This window comes from Hymenobacter daecheongensis DSM 21074 (genome assembly GCF_900141805.1).
GTDB classification, from domain to species: domain Bacteria; phylum Bacteroidota; class Bacteroidia; order Cytophagales; family Hymenobacteraceae; genus Hymenobacter; species Hymenobacter daecheongensis.
Genome location: NZ_FQYN01000001.1, coordinates 134,444 through 152,652, shown reverse-complemented (window position 1 = coordinate 152,652; position 18,209 = coordinate 134,444). Strand labels below are relative to the sequence as shown.

Genomic DNA, 18,209 nt, shown 5'->3' with positions numbered 1-18,209 from the left:
CGCCCTTCGGGCACCCTCCTTGAAAAAAGGAGGGGAGTTTTTAGCTCCTAACTCTACCGCCTTGCCGGCAGTTGCGGCGGGGCCATCTGCTGCGTCAGAATCACGCGTCTTCCGGTCATGGTTTCGAGCATGGGGCGCAGAATTTTCTCGGCGTTCTGCTCCGTCTGGGCCAGGATGCCGGATTGCAGGGCGGCGGTGCGTACGTTGGCCTCGGCGTATTTGTAGCCGGCATCCACCAGCTCAGCATCCTGGAAAAAGCCGTTTTCCACGCTGTATACGCGGCTCTGGCTGTGGTCAACCTGCCAGGTGCACAGCTCGGCGGCGGGCAGCGCGACGCGCACCACGGAGTCGCCTTCAAACATTACATCCTGAGGCCTGACTTTGCGCAGGTCAAGGCAGCCCACGGCGTCGCCGGCGACGATTAGGGCCACTTTGGCATCGGGCAGAAAGCGGTAGGTGCTTTTCCGGTATTCTACCACGTCTTTGAAGTGGTAGCGCACCAGCTCCAGGCGGCCCAGCGCTTCCACCTTTTGCAGCACCGTGTTGTGCGTCACGGTGATGCGCGGCTCAGGGTTGAGCGGGTTGTCAAACAGCGCGGGCTGCACTTTTTTCCACAGAAACCAGCCCAGGCCCACCAAAAACAGCAGCGGCAACAGGCGACGGAGCAAACGGATAAGCGGCATACAAGCAATGAGAAGTGTGAGGAAAATACGGTCCGGCACCGGGTTTGGCTGCCCTCCGCTTTCAGGATAGCGCCGGCCACCAACTGCTGCGGGCTCCAAACCGCTGCCGAAACCCGGCCCAGCCCTGCAGCCCACCGGTATGAATGGCAACCACTGTGCTGCCGCGCCGAAAATGGCCTTTTGCAATCAGATCAAGCACGCCAAACAGCAGCTTGCCAGTATAAATGGGGTCGAGCAGCACGCCGTGCCGGGCCTCAAACGCCCGGATAAACCCCAGCAGTTCGCCGGAGAATTTAGCATAGCCGCCAAAATGATATTCGGTCTGCAGGCTCCAATTGGCATACTGCCGGCCCGTTGCCGTCCGCGTCAGCGCGTCGATTTCGTCGCGCAGGAAGCCGCCATTTTTCAGCGTCGCCACGCCGAGGGCTTTACTTTGGCCATCCAGGCCCGTGAGCAGGCCCGCCAGCGTGCCGCCGGTGCCGCAGGCCACGGCTATGGCGTCGAAGTCGGTTTGGGCGAGTAACTCGGGTATCAGCTCGGCGCAGCCGGGCAGGGCCAGGGCGTTGGTGCCGCCCTCGGGCAGTACGTAGACGGGGCCGGTTTCGGCCAGCAGCGCGGCCAGAAATGCCGGCTCGTGCTGGCGGCGGTAGGTTTCGCGGTCGAGGTAGCGGAGCTGCATACCGTCGAGGGCGGCCTGGGCCAGCGTGGGGTTCAGCGGCCGGGCTTCTTCGCCCCGAACGAGGCCGATGGTGCGGAAGCCGTAGAGCCGGCCGGCAGCGGCTACGGCGGCCAGGTGGTTGGAAAAAGCCCCGCCGAAGGTCAGGAGCGTATGGTGGCCCTGTTGGCGGGCGGCTTGCAGGTTGTAGTTGAGCTTGCGCCACTTGTTGCCGGGCAGCGCGGGGTGGGTCAGGTCGTCGCGCAGCAGTAGCAAGCGGATGCCGTGCTGGGTGGCCGAGGGCTCGGCGAGTTCCTGCAGGAGGAGTTTTGGTTGGCGCGTTTTTTCTTTTTCGTCGTCTGTCATCCTGAGCAGCGCGAAGGACCTTCCTCTTCGCCACTACAAAGTTCATCTAAATGAGCAAAGCCCTTTACCACCGCAACGGTAAAGGGCTTTGAGCGTTGAAAAAGCGCTTGGTGGAACGGAAAGAGGAAGGTCCTTCGCGCTGCTCAGGATGACAGACGACTCAAGAGAACAGCCGTCAAAAGCTACGCCACCAGTTGCGCCTCCTCCACCATCTCCGGCTTGCGCTTCACCGCATAAAACACCGCCGCCAGCATAGCCACAATCAGTAGAACGGACGAAATGAGCGACACCGTGTTGCCGATGGCGTATTCCTTGGGCTCAAACTTAAACTCTACCGTGTGCGTGCCGGCCGGGATGAGCAGCGCCCGCAGCACGTAGTTGGCGCGCAAGTGCGGCGTCAGCTTGCCGTCGATGTAAGCATTCCAGCCGTCTTTATAATAGATTTCCGAGAACACCGCGAAGCCGTCCTGCGCTGCGTTGGCCTGGTAGGTCAGCGCGTCGGGCGAGTACTTGGTGAGGGTAATGGTGGAGCCGGCAGCGGTATAGTCCGTTTTGGTGAGGGGGAATTTCGAGATGTCCACCACGGCTTCGGTGGCCGGGTTAAGGGTGGTCAGAGCCGCCATTTCCTGGTCGGGGTTCGGCACTTTCTGCACTTTGCTCACAAACCAGGCGTTGCCCAACGCGCCGGGGTTACGCTGCACGGGCAGCTTGGGGTCCTGCGGGATGATGTAGCGGGTGTTCAGCATGTTGAGCACCTGCAGGTTGTTCTGCGAAATCTGGCGCTCGATCAAATCCAGGTAACGGTGCAGCTTGGCCCCGTGGTAGCCGCCGATGCTCTTGTGGAAGTAGGAAGTATTGGCCTCGCTGAATGGGTCGCCGCCCGCGAGATTAAATACTCGATAGCTCAGGTCTTTATCCTGTAGAATCTGCTGATCGGCGGCGCTGGGCTGAAACTGCTGGGCAATGGTTTCGCGCTGGAAATTATTGTCGTTGAGGTAGCGCTTATCCACGCTCCACAGGTCCACCAGCGTGAGTACGCCCACCAGCGCGGCGGCAATGCTCACCGAGATTTTGCGCTGCAGATAGAAATACAGCACCCCGCCCGCCAGCAGCACAAACACGATGGAGCGCAGCACGTCGGCGTGCATCAGGCTGGCGCGGTCCGTGCGAATGGCATCCACCGGGAAGCCCTGCTGCTGCATCTGCGCATCTACGGGCGCGGCAAAATCGGCGCCCAGGCCGGCCAGGAAAGCCAGCACGCAAATACCCGCCGTGATGCCCACGGCATACAGCAGCTTGCGCTTCAACTCGGCCGTTTCGGCCGAGTCCGTGGGCTGGCCGGCCAGGGCGGCCAAGCTCGGGTGGGCGCTGGCGCCGGCCACCGGCACCATAGCCGGCCGCGTGCGCAGCACGCGGGCCAGCGCCAACACTGCCAGCAGCGGCATGGCCAGCTGGGCAATAACGAGGGCCATGCTCACCGAGCGAAACTTATTGTAGCCGGGGAAATAATTGAACATGAGTAGATTGAATGTCTCAAAGTTCTTGCCCCAGGCCAGCATAATCGAGAAGATGGTGCCCACTAGCAGCCAGGTGCGCGTGCGCCGATCAGCCACAAACAAGCCCAGAATGAACAGCAGACACACCACCGCGCCCACATATACCGGCCCGCTCGTGATGGGCTGATTGCCCCAGTAGGTGGGCATGTTCTGCAGGTAGTCGCGTAGCTGCACCGGCGGCACGCCCAGCCCTTCCAGGGCTTTGGCCGTGGCCGAGGTTTCGCTCAGCTTGCCCGACGAAGCCCCGCCGAAGTAGTTGGGAATGAGCAGGGTAATGGTTTCGCCCACGCCGTAGCTCCAGTGGAAAGCGTAGTCGGGGTCGTGGCCGTCCTCGTCGGTCGAAGGGGCGGTCTGGCCCGGCTGGGCCGGCAGCGGCTTTAGCTCAGCCTTGCCGCGGTTGGAGTATTTGCTGTACTCGGCCGTCACGTACAGGCGGCCGAAGCTCACGCCCACGGCCAGCACGGCGGCCAGCAGCAGCAGCACGGTGCGGCCGAAAAAGTCCTTCAGCCGATTTTCTCGCACCGCCGCTACCAGCTCCACGATGCCGAAAATGGCTACCAGCAGCATCAGGTAGTAGGTGATTTGCAAGTGGTTGGAGCGCACGTTCATGGCCAGCCCCAGGGCAAACAGCGCCGCGCCCAGCCAGCGGTTGCGCCGAAACGTGACCAGCAGCCCGCCCAGCACCAGCGGCGCGTAGGCCAGCGCCAACGATTTGGTATTGTGCCCGGCCGCCAGAATGGCGAGGTTGTAGCTGGTGAAGCCCAGCGCCACCGCGCCCACCACCGCAATCAGCGGCCGCACGCCCAGGGCAATGAAGAGAATATAGCCGCACAGCAGCGCCAGAAACATGTTGGCCACCACCGCCGGCAGGTTCAGCGTGAACAGCTGGTGCAGGTAGATGGACAGGTCGCCGGTGAAATGGGTGCTGATGAGGTAGGTCGGCATCCCGGCAAACATGGAGTTGGTCCAGAGGGCTTCCTTGCCGGTTTCGGCCCGGTACACCTGGGCCTCGTGCGCCCCGCCGTTGAACTGCACCACGTCGTGCTGGGCCAGCGTTTTGTGGTCGAATACGATGGGGGAGAAGTAGATCGAAGCCAGCGCCACGAAAAACACGACGGCCAGCAGGTGGGGCAGCACCCGGCGCCACAGCGGCACCTGGGGCGAGGAAGAAACGGTAGTCATCAGGCGAAAAAGAGTCGGAAAATGAGTTTCGAAGGTAGCCGTTTTCCCCGGCACCGCGAAGCCGGCGGCCGGTTTTAGGCTTTGGCGGACGCACCAGCCGCCGCCGGGCGCGGCCCCGAGTTATACAGCACCACCGAGGCCAGAATCAGCCCGTAGGCCAATGCCTGCTCCAGACTGGCTTTTTCCTGGAAGTACAGAAACGCCACGGCAAAGCTCACCAGCGGGTTCAGATACATCAGAATGCCCACCGTACCCGAGGGCAGCGCATTCAGGGCATACAGGTTCAGAAACAGCGGCACCACCGTGAAGCCGGCGCTCAGAACGGCCGTTATCAGCAGCAGATGCCCATCCTGAAAACCCGCCGCCGGATTTGCTCCCAGCAGCGGGGCAATGGGCAAAATGACCAGGGCTGCCAGCAGCAGCTGTACCGTGAGCAGCAGCAGCCGGTCGTAGCCCTGCAGCTGGCGCTGACTGATGAGGTAGGAAGCGTAGGTAGCGGCCACCACTAGGCTCATCAATAGCGCCTGCCAGGCCCCCGCGCCCAGCAGCGCACAGCTCAGCGCGCTCAGCCCGATGGCCAACCACTGGCGCGGGCGCAGCTTTTCGCCCAGCACCGCAAAGCCCAGCAGTGCCGTCAGAATGGGGCAGATGAGATAGGCAAACGAGCCTGCCTGCACGCTCACCTGGTTCACTACATAAATGAACAGCAGCCAGTTGCCGGTGAGCAGCACCCCGCCCACCACCGTGCTCAGCGCCACCCGCTGCCGCTCCCGCACCGGAGCCTGCTGCCATTGCCGCCAGGTGGCCCGCAGGGCATCGCGCCGCGCCAGCAGGTTGATGGCCAGCAGCATAGCCAACGAAAGCAGAATGCGAAAAAACAGAATCTGGCCGCTGGCATAGCCCGTAAGCAGCCGCAGCGGAATCGGGAAGAAGCCCCAGATGAGAAAGGCCGCCAGGGCAGCCAGATGATGACGGGAAAGCGGCACGAAAAGAGAATTCAGGCGAAAGAAGCCGCAAAGGTACGCCGCGGAGCCGGGCGAGTAGACCGCTGGCGGAAGTCTGAAATGGAGCGTAGCGCAATGGGCCTTCCAGCCGCGCCACGAGGCAAGTCTCCAGACTTGCGAAACCAGCGCGAGACCGGCGCTGAACCGTTCGTTCCACCATCGTCAGTCTGGAGACTGACCGCATGCATCCGGCTGGAAGTCGCATTGCGCTGCGCTCCATTTCAGACTCCCGCCAGTAGATCTACTGCCTCCCCGCCCCAAACCCTAGTACCTTTGCCCCGGTTATTTCCGCTGTTATGCTGCTCTTCCCCGACCTGCCCGCCATCCTCTCCGGCACCCTGCTCCAGCTGCCCGCCGCCCCGGCCCGCGTGCAGCACCTGCTGCTCGACAGCCGCCGCGTGGGCCAGCCCGCCGGCTCGCTGTTTTTTGCCCTGCGCGGCCCCCAGCACAACGGCCACCGCTACATGCCCGAACTGTATGCCAAGGGCGTGCGCCTGTTCATCATCGAAGCCGAGGCTGAGATTCCGGGTGGCGTGGCGGCTTTTCCGGAGGCCGGTTTTCTGTTGGTCGAAGATAGCCTGGCGGCGCTGCAGGCGCTGGCGGCCCACCACCGGCAGCAGTTTCGCGGGCCGGTATTCGGCATCACGGGTTCCAATGGCAAAACCATTGTGAAGGAGTGGCTGGCCCAATTGCTAAGCCCCGATGAGCTGGTGTGCAAGAGTCCGCGCAGCTTCAACTCGCAGGTGGGCGTGCCGCTGAGCGTGTGGGAATTGAACCCCACGCACACACTGGGGATTTTCGAAGCCGGTATCTCGGAGCGCGGCGAAATGGCCCGGCTGGCCCGCGTCATCCAGCCCACATTGGGGATTTTCACCACCCTAGGCACCGCCCACGACGCCGGTTTTAGCTCGCCCGAGGAGAAAGTAGGGGAGAAGCTGCAGCTTTTTGCAAGCGTCGATACGCTCTTTTACTGCCTGGATCAGCCGCTCGTGCACCAAGCCGCGCAGGCCCTGCTGCTGCCGCACCGCCGCTTCACCTGGAGCCGCCATCACCCGCACGAGGCCAACGTGGCCGTGACGGTGCTCGAAACCCTGGCCGACCGTACGCTGGTGCGCGTTGTGCTCGACAAGCCCCTGCCCCAGGAGCACACCTTCACTATCCCGTTTGCCGACGAGCCCTCCGTCGAAAACGCCCTGCACTGCCTCGCGGTGCTGCTCTGGCGGCAGGTGGCGGCCGCCGAAATTCAGCGCCGCCTGGATCGGCTGCAGCCCGTGGCCATGCGCCTGGAAATGAAGCAGGCCATCAACGACTGCTACGTCCTCGACGACACCTATAATAACGACCTGGCCGGCCTCACCCTCGCCCTCGATGCCCTGGCCCGCCAGCCCCGCCGCGGCCGCCGCACCCTCATCCTGTCCGATGTGCTCGAATCGGGCCTGCCTGCGGCCGAGCTATACGCTCGCGTGGCGGCCCTGCTGCCCGCCCACGGCGTGGAGCGCCTCATCGGCATCGGCCCCGAAATCAGCCAGTTCCAATCGGCCTTCGCCCTCGCCGCCAAAGCCTTCTTCCCCGATACCGAAGCCTTCCTGGACGACTTCCGCCCCGACCACTTTCAGCACGAAACCATCCTGGTAAAAGGGGCCCGCCGCTACGGATTCGAGCGGATTGTGACGGCTTTTCAGCAAAAGATTCACGGTACGGTGCTGGAAGTGAACCTCGACGCGCTGGTACACAACCTGAACTACTACCGCGCCCGCCTGCAGCCCGGCACCCGGCTGATGGTGATGGTGAAGGCGTTTGCCTACGGCAGCGGCTCCTACGAAGTGGCCAACCTGCTCCAGTTTCACCGCGCCGACTACCTCGCCGTGGCCTACGCCGACGAGGGTGTGGACCTACGCCAGCATGGCATCAGCCTGCCCATCATGGTCATGAATCCGTCGCCGGACTCATTCCAGAAGCTGCGCCAGTACCACCTGGAGCCCGAAATCTACTCCTTCGAGCGCCTGCGCGACTACCTGCGGGCCGCCGGCGAGCAGCCCCTGCCCGCCATTCACCTCAAGCTCGATACCGGCATGCGCCGCCTGGGCTTCGCCGAGGAAGATCTGCCTGAGCTATGCCAACTGCTGCGCAAAAACGCCGCCCACCTGCGCGTGGCCAGCGCCCTCACCCACCTGGCTGGTGCCGATGAGGAGCAGCATAACGACTTCTCGCGCCGCCAGCTGGCCGCCTTTCAGCGCATGACGCCCCTGCTGGAAGCCGCCCTCGGCTACCCCATCCTGAAGCACGCTCTCAATTCCGCCGGCATCATCCGCTTCCCCGAGGCTCACTTCGATATGGTGCGCCTCGGCATCGGGCTCTACGGCGTGGAGGCCAGCGGCCAGCACCCCGAGGCCCTGCGGCCCGTGAGCAGCCTGCGCACCACCATTTCCCAGATCAAAACCCTGGCACCCGGCGAAACCGTGGGCTACGGCCGCCGCGGCCAGGCCACCGACTACGAGCGCCGCATTGCCACCATCGCCATCGGCTACGCCGATGGCTACGACCGCCGCTTCGGCAACGGCGGCGGCCAGGTCGTTATTCGCGGCCACCGCGCCCCCATCATCGGCAATGTGTGCATGGATATGTGCATGGCCGACGTAACCAGTATTCCCGCCGCCCGCGCCGGCGACCCCGTGACGGTGTTCGGGGAGGAAATGCCGTTGGTGACTTTGGCCACTGGTATCGGCACCATTCCCTACGAGCTGCTCACCAACGTGAGCGAGCGGGTGAAGCGGGTATTCTTCGCCGAGTAATGCCTTCTGCCCACGCCTGAGCTTAGCCTGGTAAGCAGTTGATAGTTAGGGGTAATTGTGAAAAATTGAGTCGAAAAGCAGCCTGCTGCGGTATTATTGGAATAGCGAGTTATACAGTTCTAATGTATGCATGCCGAGTACTTTAATACCCCTACATTTGAGAAAAAGTAGCCGGTTTCGTCAGCTTCAAGGTCGGCTGATTGGCTGCTTTCCGCTCTGATTACCCCCCTTTATCACAACATGAAAACAAGCGTTTATCACTTCCTGATTCGCTGCTTCCTGCCTGTGCTGCTCTTCGGGGCCGCATCATTTGGGGCCAGCGCGGCTCCTAAGCTAGACGGCCTGTGGAAAGGCCCGCTGAAAATGCCCGGCGGCGAGCTGGAGGTCGTTTTCCGGCTAGTCGGTCTCTCCGATGGTACATATTTCGCCACCCTGGATGTGCCGCTGCAGAAAGTCAGCCGCATGTCGGTGAAGGCGGAGTTGCGCGGCGATACGCTTACGCTGGCGGCACCCGAGGCCGGTAGCCGCTTCACGGGGCAGGTGGCGGCCAATGGTCAGCAGATTGTGGGCACTTGGCACCAGCCCGGCTTCGATGCGCCTCTCACGCTCACCTTCACCCCCACGCCTGCTAATCCGGCCACGGCCAAAGTACGCCTTACCCCTCCTTACCGCGAGGACGAAGTGGCGTACATCAATGCCAGTAACAATCTCAAAATTAGCGGTCTGGTTACGGTTCCGGCCGGCGTAGGCCCTTTCCCGGCCGTAGTGCTTGTGTCGGATGCCGGGGCGCACGACCGGGACGCCACCACCGGCGACTACCGCCTGCTGGGCGCGCTGGCCGATTACCTGACCCGCCGCGGCATAGTGGTGCTGCGCTTCGACGACCGGGGCGTGGCCGGCTCGGCCGGCAACTACGGCCTAGCCACTACCGAAGAGCTGGTGACGGACGTGCAGGCCGGCCTGAAGCTGCTGCGGACCCGGCCCGAAGTGGATTTCTCCCACGTCGGGGTCATCGGGCATGGCGAGGGCGGCAACGTGGCCCTGCTGACGGCCACCAAGCCGCTGCCACCGGCTTTTGTGGTGGCGCTGGCCGCCTATGGGCAGTCGGGTACGGTGCTGGCTACCCAGCAGCAGGCCGCCCTGCTGCGCTCCACGGGCAGCACGCCCGCCCAGATTGAGGAGGCCGCCCGCCAGCAGAAGCTCGTGCTCGATGTTATCAATCAGACGCCCGACGCGGCCAATGCTCAGACGCTGGTAGCCACCATGCTGCGCCAGAACGACCCGACCCTGGAGGCTGCTGCCGCCCAGGTGAAGGCCACGGAGCTGACCTCGACCCGCTACCGCTACTTCCTGAAATACAACCCCACTCAGCACCTGGGTGAGGTGAAGTGCCCGGTGCTGCTGCTCAACGGCACCGCCGATCTGGAAGTGGCCGCCGAGCCTAATTTGGCGGCGCTGACTAAGGCGCTGCGCAATGCCCCCAATCTGACCAACAAAGCACTGCCGGGTGTAAATCACCTGTTTCAGCCTGCCGCTACCGAATGGCCGCTGGTAGGCGGCGAGCCGCACCCCAACTTCTCGCCCGCCGCGCTGGAAACGGTGCGCGCCTGGATTATGGCCCGCTCGCTAAAATAAGCCGGGCCAGAACTTCCGGCCATGTTGTGCGTAAGGGGGCCTACCTGTTCCCAACCTCCTTTCCACAACCATGAAAAAACAACTGCTTTCCATCGTCGCCCTCGTGGCTTTGTTGTCGGCCTGCGACAATCTGAAGAACCCCGAAACCAAGGACCAGCCCCAGGAGGCCACCCAGGATACGGCCGTAGTATACCGCGACGGCGAAACCGCCGCCGGGGCCGTAGCCGATGCCGCCAACGCGGCTGGCAATGCCGTCGACAACACCTGGGACATGACCAAGGCCCAACTGGCCGACGTGAAATACCCGGAAGTGAATACCTCCGAGGTGACTGTGCGCGGCAACGACGAGTACAGCGTGTATGGCCTGGAAGAAACGGTGCTGTTTGATACCGGCAAAGCCGAAATTAAAGCCAGCGCCCGCAAAGCCCTGGACCAGATTTCCGCTTCCATCGGGCAGCGCTATGCCACCGGTCCCGTGCGCATCATGGGCTTCGCCGACTCACGCGGCGACAAGGACTTCAACAAGGAACTGAGCGCCCAGCGCGCCGAAGCCGTGAAAAACTGGCTGGCTCAGAACGGTAAAATCGACGCTGGCCGCGTGAGCCTGGAGCCGATGGGCGAAAGCAGCCCCGTAGCTTCCAACGCCACCGCCGAAGGCCGTAAGCAGAACCGCCGCGTAGAAATTGCCGTCCGCACCAAATAATGTTCTAATGTGCTGAATGTGGAAAATGTGCTGATTAGTGTATTCAGCAATGCTTTAACATCCAGCACACATAAAGCAAAAGAGGCTGCTTCCGGAAGGAAGCAGCCTCTTTTGTTAGTATGATTAGCTAATGAGGAAGTCGGCTGCCGATTAGCACATCAGCATATTTTCCACATTTAGCACATTAAAAATTAGTCTTTAATCATGTCTACTTCCGCCTTAATCATGGCGTTGTAGCGCATGCCGTTGTTGGCCAGCGTAATCAGGCTCCAGCCTTTGCCCAGCGAATACGACCAGGTGCGGCTCTCCTTGAACTCGAACGTGGGGCGCATGATCTGGCCGTAAGGAGTGTAAGTGTCCATGAAGTTGGTGGTGTAGAACTTGTCGCCGCTCACAATCCACTCCATGGCCACGTAGAAGCCTTCGGAGGGCGCTTCAATGTTGTAGGGAGTCAGGTCGACGGTGTACCATTGGCCGCCGCCGGGCGCCGAAACAACTACGTTTTCGGTGAGCAGGTCGGTGTTGGGCGAGTTATAGTTGCCGTCGGCTTTGTAGATGCGCACGCGAAATGGCTCGCGGGGGAAGCCGTGCTCGCCGATGTAGAACGACGCGGAGCGGATGTTGCCCAGCTTCTTGCCCTTCTCATTTTTCACGTAGAAAGCGTACTGCTGGCCCGGCATCCCCTGAATCATGCCTTCGCCCGGCGTGCTCGTTTTGGAACCCAGCGACAGGTCTTTCACCTTGCCGCCTTTCACGGTCACGTTGCCCAGCTCTACCACGCGCTTCGGCACTTCAATAATGAGGTCGGTCATGTTGCCGCCCTTCTTGATAACCACCGCTTTGCGGAAATAGCCGAGCGCCAGCACCAACAGGGAGTCCTGGGCGTTCTTCTCGGGCATAGCCATCTGGAAGAAGCCGTACTCGTTGGTCAAGGCTCCAGTCGACTCCTCTTTTAGCTGAATGGAGGCAAAGGGAATCGGTTCCTTGGTTTTAGAATCGACAATACGCCCGGAGAGCTTATTGTTTTCCTGAGCGAAGCCCAGAATCGGGAACAACGTCACTAAGGTGAGCAGAGCAAGTACGCGTTTGAGCATAGTAAGGCAGATTATCCTACCCCAAAACTACAATCAATTAAGCTGATTTCTGCAAGCCTTCCCCGAATCTTTATAAAGATGCAATTGCAAGGGGGAATAATTCAAAGTCAGCCTGTTAGCTCTACTTGGACTGGCGCGTAGCTAGGCGGTGGTTTTGGCTGAAAACTAAAACGGTTGTACCTTTGTTTGAACAGAATCTAAATAACCTCTCCCGCCCGTGTCCAATCGTTCCGCCCGCTCTGCCGCCGCTGCCGCCCGCAGCGTGAAAGACCTTCGCCTCGGCGAAACCGGCACGATCTGCTGCCTGCAGGATCCGGAAATGGCGCTGAAGCTGCTGGAGATGGGCTGCATTCCGGGCACGCAGGTGCGCCTAAACAGCCGGGCTCCGCTGGGCTGCCCCATCACGCTGGTGCTCGGCGACGATGACTATACCCTGTCGCTGCGGGTGAGCGAGGCGGCAACCATTCTTTTGAAAGCTTAGCCGCTGCCGTATGGCCCGCGCCGCGCTCATCACCGACCCCGCCGGTACGGCCGCTTCCGCCGTAGCCCTCGAAACCCTCGGCGACTTTCCGCCCCGCGGCGCCCGCCCGCTCACGCGCATCGCCCTGATCGGCAACCCCAACTCGGGCAAGTCGTCGCTGTTCAACCAGCTCACGGGCCTCAACCAGAAAGTGGGCAATTTCCCCGGCGTGACGGTGGACCGCAAAACCGGCATCAGTCAGCTCACGCCCCAGCACCGCGCCGAAATCATTGACCTGCCCGGCACCTACTCGCTCTACCCCAAGAGCCTGGATGAGAAAGTGATAACCGACCTGCTCTACGACCGCGCCTCCGAGCAGTTCCCGGATTTTGTGGTGGTGACAGTGGATGCCTCCAACCTGCGCCGCAACCTGCTGCTGTTCACGCAGCTGGCTGATTTGGGCCTGCCCATCGTGCTGGCGCTGAACATGATGGACGTGGCCGAGCAGCACGGCGTGAAGATTGACGTGGCCGCGCTGCAGCAGGAGCTGGGCGTACCGGTCATTCCGATGAACGCCCGCAAAGGCATTGGCGTGGCGGCCCTCAAAATCGTGATGGCGCAGCAGATGAGTGCCTCCACGGAGCATTTCTACGAAGCCGAGGCCGACCTGCTGCTCATGATCCGGCAGATTCGCTACTACTTCAACCTGCACAACGACTACTTGGCGCTGCACTACGCGCACCAGTTCCGGCAGATCAACTTTCTGACGGCCGATGAGCGCGCCTACATCGGCGAGCTGGTGGCGCAGTACGACTTTCAGGCCACGCCCCGGCAGGCCCAGGAAACCATTGCCCGCTACGCCCGCATCAACGACATTTTGCTGAATGCCGTGACCGTGACGCGCACCGAGAAGAACGAACCCTACAGCAACCAGCTCGACAAGGTGCTGACCCACAAGGTGTGGGGCTATCTGATTTTCTTCGGGGTGCTGTTTCTCATGTTCCAGGCCGTATTTGCCTGGGCCATCTACCCAATGGAGCTGATTGACCAGGGCGTGGCCTGGATCAACAGCCTGATCCAGACCAATTTCAATGGCCCGCTGATTAACCTGCTCACCGAAGGAATTCTGGCCGGGCTGGGTGGGGTGCTGATTTTCATACCGCAGATTGCGCTGCTGTTTGCCTTCATTGCCGTGCTGGAAGAAACCGGATACATGGCCCGCGTCACGTTCATGATGGACCGCATCATGCGCAAGTTCGGGCTGAACGGTAAGAGCGTGGTGCCCCTGATTTCGGGCGTGGCCTGCGCCGTGCCGGCCATCATGAGCGCCCGCACCATCGAGAACTGGAAGGACCGCATTATTACCATCTTCGTCACGCCGCTGATGTCGTGCTCGGCGCGGATTCCGGTGTATACGGTGCTCATCGGGCTGGTAGTGCCCGACGAGCCGGTGCTGGGCATCTTCAACCTGCGCGGCATTGCCCTGATGGGGCTGTACCTGCTGGGGTTTTTCGCGGCCATCTTCTCGGCGCTGGCGCTGAAGCTGCTGCTACGCACGCGGGAGCGGAGCTACTTCATCATGGAGTTTCCGGTGTACCGCTGGCCGCGCTGGAAAAACGTGGGCATCACCATTGTGGAGAAGGTGAAAACCTTCGTTTTTCAGGCCGGGAAAGTCATTGTGGCCATCTCAGTTATTCTCTGGGTGCTGGCCTCATATGGCCCCGGCAATGCGCTGGAACAGGCTGAAAGTAAGGCGCGGGCTATGGCTGCTCAGCAGCAGCTTAATAAGGCCGAAACCGAAACCCGGGTGGCGTCCGAGAAGCTGGAAAGCTCCTACGCGGGCGTGTTCGGCCGTACGCTGGAGCCCGCCATCCGCCCGCTGGGCTTCGACTGGAAAATCGGCATTGCGCTGATTACCTCGTTTGCGGCCCGGGAGGTGTTTGTGGGCACTATCTCCACCATCTACAGCGTAGGGCAGGATGCCGATATGCGCACGGTGCAGCAAAAGCTGGCCGCCGAAAAGGACGAAAACGGCAACCCGTTTTTCACGCCGGCGCGGGCGTTTTCGCTGCTGGTTTTCTACGTGTTTGCTATGCAATGCATGAGCACGCTGGCCGTGGTATACCGCGAAACCAAAGGCTGGAAATGGCCGATTCTGCAGCTGGTATACATGACCGGACTGGCGTATGTGTCGTCGCTGATTGTGTATCAGGTGTTTAAGTAGGGGTTTAGGGGTAGAAACTAAAAGTTAGAGCTCCCCTCCTTTTTTCAAGGAGGGGTAGGGGTGGTTCAGCTAAAGCTAGATTATCGTTGAACGACTTCTAGATCTAGTAACCACCCCTACCCCTCCTTGAAAAAAGGAGGGGAGCTAGCTTTTAATCGCTAGCCCTAAGATCCTAACGGCCAATCAGAAAAACCGCTGGCTGCTTGTGAATTTGCGGAAGCTTGCCTTTCCAGCCCGCTACCGTGTCGGTGCGGATGAACTCGTCGGGGGCCGTCAGGTTGGCGGCGATGCAGAGGCGGGTGCCGGGGTGCAGATGTGCCAGCAGATCTTCCAGCAGCTGCATGTTGCGGTAGGGCGTTTCGATGAACAACTGGGTCTGGTGCTGGGTGAGGGCTTGTTTTTCGAGGGCTCTGAGTGCCCCGGCCCGCTGCGCCCGCTCGATGGGCAGGTAGCCATGAAAGGCGAAGCTCTGCCCGTTCATGCCCGACGCCATCAGGGCCAGCAGCAGCGACGACGGCCCGACCAGCGGCACTACTTTGATGCCTAGTCGGTGCGCCAGCCGCGCTATTTCCGCGCCGGGGTCGGCCACGCCGGGACAGCCGGCTTCGGAGATGACGCCCGCATCCTGCCCAGCCAGCACTGGCTTCAGCGCCGCGCTTATCTCTGCCTCGGTCGAGTCTTTGTCGATGACGCTGATGGCCAGCGTCTCAATGACGTGCTGCGGGGCCACGCTTTTGATAAAGCGCCGCGCCGTGCGGGCATTCTCGACCAGAAAGCAGGAGAGGGCCGCCACCCGCGCCGCCACCTGCGCCGGCAGTACCTGTGCGGCGGTTTCATCGGCCAGGATGGTAGGAATGAGGTAGAGAGTGCCGGGCATGAAAGGGTTTGAATGTGCTGATGTGGAAATGTCGGAGTGTCGGAGTAGGCTGATGCAAAATCGACTGTCATCCTGAGCTTGCGAAGGACCTTATCAGGACAGAACGAGTCGTATCAACGATTATCGTTCTGTCCTGATAAGGTCCTTCGCAAGCTCAGGATGACAGATTATCATCCCATAAACGCCTCTACCAGCCCATACACTTCCTCCGGCTTTTCGGCGTGCAGCCAGTGGCCCGCATCCACCACCGTTTCGACCTGCGAGTTGGGAAACAGGGCCGGAATGCCGTAAAGCTTGTCTTCGGGGCTGATGTAGTCGGATTTGCCGCCCCGCAGGAAGAGGGCCGGCTTCAGGAAGGGATGCAAACCCGTTATTTCGGCTCCAATGGCGGCCATTTGGGCCGTGAGGGCCGCCAGATTCTGCCGCCAGGCAAAGGAATTGTCTTCCTTGCGATACAGATTTTTGAGCAGAAACTGCCGCACGCCCACATCCGGGATGTGCTGCGCCAGCGCTGTGTCGGCTTCCTGGCGGGTTTGCAGGGTGGCGAGGTTCACGGCGTTCAGTCCGGCCAGAATATCGTCCTGGTGGCGCATGTCGGAGAGGCGGGGCGCGATGTCGAGCACGATGAGGCGGGTGAGGCGCTCGGGGTGGTCGAGGGCGAAGCGCATAGCTACTTTGCCGCCCATGCTGTGGCCCAGCAGCGTGGCCTCGGGCAGCCCCAGCTGGTCGAACAGCGCCAACACGTCCTGGCTCATCAGCTCGTAGGAATGCTCGGCCGCGTGCGGGGAGCGGCCGTGGTTGCGCAGATCCACCACAACGACGCGGTGGGTTTCGGACCAGCGCTTGGCCAGCGTCTGCCAGTTGTCGGAGGTGCCGAAGAGGCCGTGGAGGATAACCAGCGGCGTGCCCTGGCCCAGTTCGCGGAAGTGTAGCTGCATAGCGAGCAAAGGTCGGAAGAAGCCGGCAAACCCCATCGGCCGGCCGCCTCACCGTCAGAATAGCTGTTTGACTCGCTTCGCTACGCCCTGGCCCCCGGCAGCTGCACATGCACCGTAGTGCCTGCCCCCACGGTGCTATGAATACTGAGCAAACCGCCCTGCCGCTGCACGAAGGCCCGGCACAGCAGCAGCCCCAGCCCAGTGCCCGCCCGCGCCCCGTGCGCCGAGCCCAGCATCTGGGGCATCTCCGGCGAATACAGCACCTCCTCTACCAGCGCGGCCGGCATGCCGTGGCCCGAGTCGGAAACGGTGAGCGTGACGGTGCCGGTTTCGGGGTTGGCGGCGGCGTGGAAACGGATGTGGCCGCCGGGCGGCGTGAATTTCAGCGCGTTGCCCACCAGGTTGCGCAGAATGGTGCGCGTCATGTTGTGGTCGGCCCACAGGCGCAGGTCGGGGGCGTGGGTGGTTTCGAAGCTGATCTGCTTGGCCTCGGCGGTGGTTTGGTGGAGCTGGGCATTTTCGGCAAACAGCTCGGCCACGCTCAGCTTTTCGGGTCGGAAAGCCAGCTCGCCGGTCTGGCTCACGGCCCAGTTCAGCAGATTATCCAGCAGGCCGTTGAGGCTGTGGGCCGACTGCCGCACCAGCTCGGGCAGGCGGCGCAGGCCGTCTTCGTCGCGGCGCGAGAGGTAGAAGCCAATCAGCTCCGTGACACCCACGAAGGACGTGACGGGGCCGCGCAGATCGTGCGCCACGATGGCGTAGAGGCGGTCTTTGGAGGCAGCCACACGGCGCAGCTCGGTAGTGGTTTCCTGCAGCGCCTGGTTATTGGCCCGCAGCGCGGCCCGGTTGCGGCGCAGCTGCCAATAGAGCAAGCCACCGCTCGCTATCAGCACCACCAAAAAGCCTACCACCGCCCACAGGCCGCGGTTGCGCAGCTGCTGCAGCTGGCTGCGCTCGGTGAGCAGCCGAATCTGGTGCTCCTTGTCGCGCAGGTCGTAGCGGGTTTGCAGGGCCATGAGCGTGTTCAGGCGCTGGCGGCTGTTGAGCGTGTCGTTCAGGGCCAGATACCGCTCCTGCCACTCGTAGGCCTGCTTGTAGTTCTGCTGCTGGGTGTTCACCTGGGCCAGCACGCTGTAGGCATCCAGCACCCGCTCCAGATACCGGCTGCGGCGGGCTTGCTGCAGCGCCTGCGCGGCGTATTCGGCGGCCTCGGCGGTGCGGCGCTGCTGTAGCAGAATCAGGCTTAGCAGCTCCAGGTTGCCGGCTTCGTAGCGGTTCTCGTGCAGCTCCTGCGTGATTTGCAGGGCCCGACGCACCAGTCCTTCGCCTACTTCCAGGCGGCCTTTCTGCCAGTAATACGTGCCCAGATTAGCCAGATACAGCGCCTCGCCCGAGCGGTCGTGGTTGCGGCGGGCCAGGTAGAGGGCCTTGTGCATGTAGCTCAGAGCCAGCGCGTGCCGCTTCTGGTAAAAATAAAAGCTGGCGGCGTTGCCAAACAGAATGAGCCGGGTGTGCTCACTCACGCCGGGCTGATGTACACGGCGCAGCGCCGCCCGGTAGTTGCGGCTGGCAATGGTGGTGTCGCCCCGCTCGTGATGAATGCCGGCTATGTAGGTGTAGCTGCTCACCAGGCCCTCGGCGCTGCTGAGGCGGCGGGCCAGCTCGTGGGCTTCGTTGTAGAGCGTCAGCGCGTGGGGGCTGTCAGAAGAGGAGGCGTAGCAGCTGCCCAGGCTCAGCAGGCAGCGCATCAGGCCCGGCTGGTCGCCCAGGCGGCGGGCCAGCGCCACGCCCTGCTCCCCATAGGCCAGGGCCTGCGGTATATTTGTTTCGTGCAGCGCGTAGCACAGCGAATCGAGGACCCGCACGCGCCGGGTAGCGGGTGGCAGTGTGCGCAACAGCAGCCGCTGCCGGTGCAACAAGGTCGTATCCTGCGCCCGCAGCGGCGGGGCCAGAAGCTGGAGAATAAGAAACAGGGCAAAGAACAGATGCCGCATCGGGGGCGTAGATAGATAAGCTTTTATAAAAGTAATACTTAGTGGA

General features: G+C 62.0%; 13 protein-coding genes. 5 read left to right on the top strand and 8 right to left on the bottom strand.

Going from position 1 to position 18,209, the window contains the following annotated elements; translation table 11 throughout:
• Positions 1 to 53 precede the first annotated feature (53 nt).
• From BUB62_RS00700 to BUB62_RS00685, 4 genes are all read right to left on the bottom strand, one after another.
• The gene (locus BUB62_RS00700; RefSeq protein ID WP_073104927.1) at positions 54 to 683 is read right to left on the bottom strand and encodes a DUF4230 domain-containing protein; all 630 of its coding nucleotides are present in this window, start codon (positions 681 to 683) and stop codon (positions 54 to 56) included.
• A 61-nt stretch (positions 684 to 744) separates the two neighbouring features.
• The gene (locus tag BUB62_RS00695; protein ID WP_073104925.1) at positions 745 to 1,704 is read right to left on the bottom strand and encodes a 1-aminocyclopropane-1-carboxylate deaminase/D-cysteine desulfhydrase; all 960 of its coding nucleotides are present in this window, start codon (positions 1,702 to 1,704) and stop codon (positions 745 to 747) included.
• 182 nt (positions 1,705 to 1,886) lie between these two features.
• On the bottom strand, positions 1,887 to 4,442 hold the full coding sequence (locus tag BUB62_RS00690) for a YfhO family protein (RefSeq protein ID WP_073104923.1): 2,556 nt from the start codon (positions 4,440 to 4,442) through the stop codon (positions 1,887 to 1,889).
• A gap of 74 nt (positions 4,443 to 4,516) precedes the next feature.
• Positions 4,517 to 5,428, bottom strand: coding sequence for an EamA family transporter (locus BUB62_RS00685; protein ID WP_073104920.1), 912 nt, complete (start codon positions 5,426 to 5,428; stop codon positions 4,517 to 4,519).
• Between the two features lie 314 nt (positions 5,429 to 5,742).
• Between BUB62_RS00685 and BUB62_RS00680 the strand changes: the two genes are divergently transcribed.
• The 3 genes from BUB62_RS00680 to BUB62_RS00670 all read left to right on the top strand — a co-directional run bounded on the left by BUB62_RS00680 (position 5,743) and on the right by BUB62_RS00670 (position 10,576).
• Entirely contained in the window at positions 5,743 to 8,238 is a 2,496-nt protein-coding gene (locus BUB62_RS00680; protein ID WP_073104918.1) for a bifunctional UDP-N-acetylmuramoyl-tripeptide:D-alanyl-D-alanine ligase/alanine racemase, read from the top strand.
• 240 nt (positions 8,239 to 8,478) lie between these two features.
• On the top strand, positions 8,479 to 9,873 hold the full coding sequence (locus BUB62_RS00675; RefSeq protein WP_073104915.1) for an alpha/beta hydrolase family protein: 1,395 nt from the start codon (positions 8,479 to 8,481) through the stop codon (positions 9,871 to 9,873).
• 70 nt (positions 9,874 to 9,943) lie between these two features.
• The gene (locus tag BUB62_RS00670) at positions 9,944 to 10,576 is read left to right on the top strand and encodes an OmpA family protein (protein ID WP_073104913.1); all 633 of its coding nucleotides are present in this window, start codon (positions 9,944 to 9,946) and stop codon (positions 10,574 to 10,576) included.
• Positions 10,577 to 10,767: 191 nt separating this feature from the next.
• Here the strand turns inward: BUB62_RS00670 and BUB62_RS00665 are convergent, their stop codons facing one another.
• Positions 10,768 to 11,670, bottom strand: a complete 903-nt coding sequence (locus BUB62_RS00665) for a carboxypeptidase-like regulatory domain-containing protein (RefSeq protein ID WP_073104911.1) — start codon at positions 11,668 to 11,670, stop codon at positions 10,768 to 10,770.
• A gap of 217 nt (positions 11,671 to 11,887) precedes the next feature.
• On the opposite strand from BUB62_RS00665, the gene BUB62_RS00660 reads away from it, so the two are divergent.
• Together BUB62_RS00660 and feoB are read left to right on the top strand one after the other, a co-directional pair.
• Complete coding sequence (locus BUB62_RS00660; RefSeq protein WP_073104907.1) at positions 11,888 to 12,151, top strand: FeoA family protein; 264 nt, start codon at positions 11,888 to 11,890, stop codon at positions 12,149 to 12,151.
• Between the two features lie 10 nt (positions 12,152 to 12,161).
• Complete coding sequence (gene feoB / locus BUB62_RS00655; RefSeq protein WP_084538716.1) at positions 12,162 to 14,354, top strand: ferrous iron transport protein B; 2,193 nt, start codon at positions 12,162 to 12,164, stop codon at positions 14,352 to 14,354.
• 172 nt (positions 14,355 to 14,526) lie between these two features.
• Here feoB and BUB62_RS00650 read toward each other — a convergent pair whose 3' ends face one another.
• The 3 genes from BUB62_RS00650 to BUB62_RS00640 form a co-directional block, all read right to left on the bottom strand.
• Positions 14,527 to 15,231, bottom strand: a complete 705-nt coding sequence (locus tag BUB62_RS00650) for an SAM-dependent methyltransferase (protein WP_073104905.1) — start codon at positions 15,229 to 15,231, stop codon at positions 14,527 to 14,529.
• Positions 15,232 to 15,401: 170 nt separating this feature from the next.
• Positions 15,402 to 16,169, bottom strand: a complete 768-nt coding sequence (locus tag BUB62_RS00645) for an alpha/beta fold hydrolase (protein ID WP_073104903.1) — start codon at positions 16,167 to 16,169, stop codon at positions 15,402 to 15,404.
• Positions 16,170 to 16,249: 80 nt separating this feature from the next.
• Complete coding sequence (locus BUB62_RS00640) at positions 16,250 to 18,163, bottom strand: sensor histidine kinase (RefSeq protein WP_073104900.1); 1,914 nt, start codon at positions 18,161 to 18,163, stop codon at positions 16,250 to 16,252.
• Positions 18,164 to 18,209: the final 46 nt, after the last annotated feature.

Coding starts and splice junctions, on each gene's coding strand:
- BUB62_RS00690 (WP_073104923.1), bottom strand. CDS start 4,442: ATGACTACCGTTTCTTCCTCGCCCCAGGTGCCGCTGTGGCGCCGGGTG.
- BUB62_RS00640 (WP_073104900.1), bottom strand. CDS start 18,163: ATGCGGCATCTGTTCTTTGCCCTGTTTCTTATTCTCCAGCTTCTGGCC.
- BUB62_RS00700 (WP_073104927.1), bottom strand. CDS start 683: ATGCCGCTTATCCGTTTGCTCCGTCGCCTGTTGCCGCTGCTGTTTTTG.
- feoB (WP_084538716.1), top strand. CDS start 12,162: ATGGCCCGCGCCGCGCTCATCACCGACCCCGCCGGTACGGCCGCTTCC.
- BUB62_RS00670 (WP_073104913.1), top strand. CDS start 9,944: ATGAAAAAACAACTGCTTTCCATCGTCGCCCTCGTGGCTTTGTTGTCG.
- BUB62_RS00695 (WP_073104925.1), bottom strand. CDS start 1,704: ATGACAGACGACGAAAAAGAAAAAACGCGCCAACCAAAACTCCTCCTG.
- BUB62_RS00645 (WP_073104903.1), bottom strand. CDS start 16,169: ATGCAGCTACACTTCCGCGAACTGGGCCAGGGCACGCCGCTGGTTATC.
- BUB62_RS00680 (WP_073104918.1), top strand. CDS start 5,743: ATGCTGCTCTTCCCCGACCTGCCCGCCATCCTCTCCGGCACCCTGCTC.
- BUB62_RS00675 (WP_073104915.1), top strand. CDS start 8,479: ATGAAAACAAGCGTTTATCACTTCCTGATTCGCTGCTTCCTGCCTGTG.
- BUB62_RS00665 (WP_073104911.1), bottom strand. CDS start 11,670: ATGCTCAAACGCGTACTTGCTCTGCTCACCTTAGTGACGTTGTTCCCG.
- BUB62_RS00650 (WP_073104905.1), bottom strand. CDS start 15,231: ATGCCCGGCACTCTCTACCTCATTCCTACCATCCTGGCCGATGAAACC.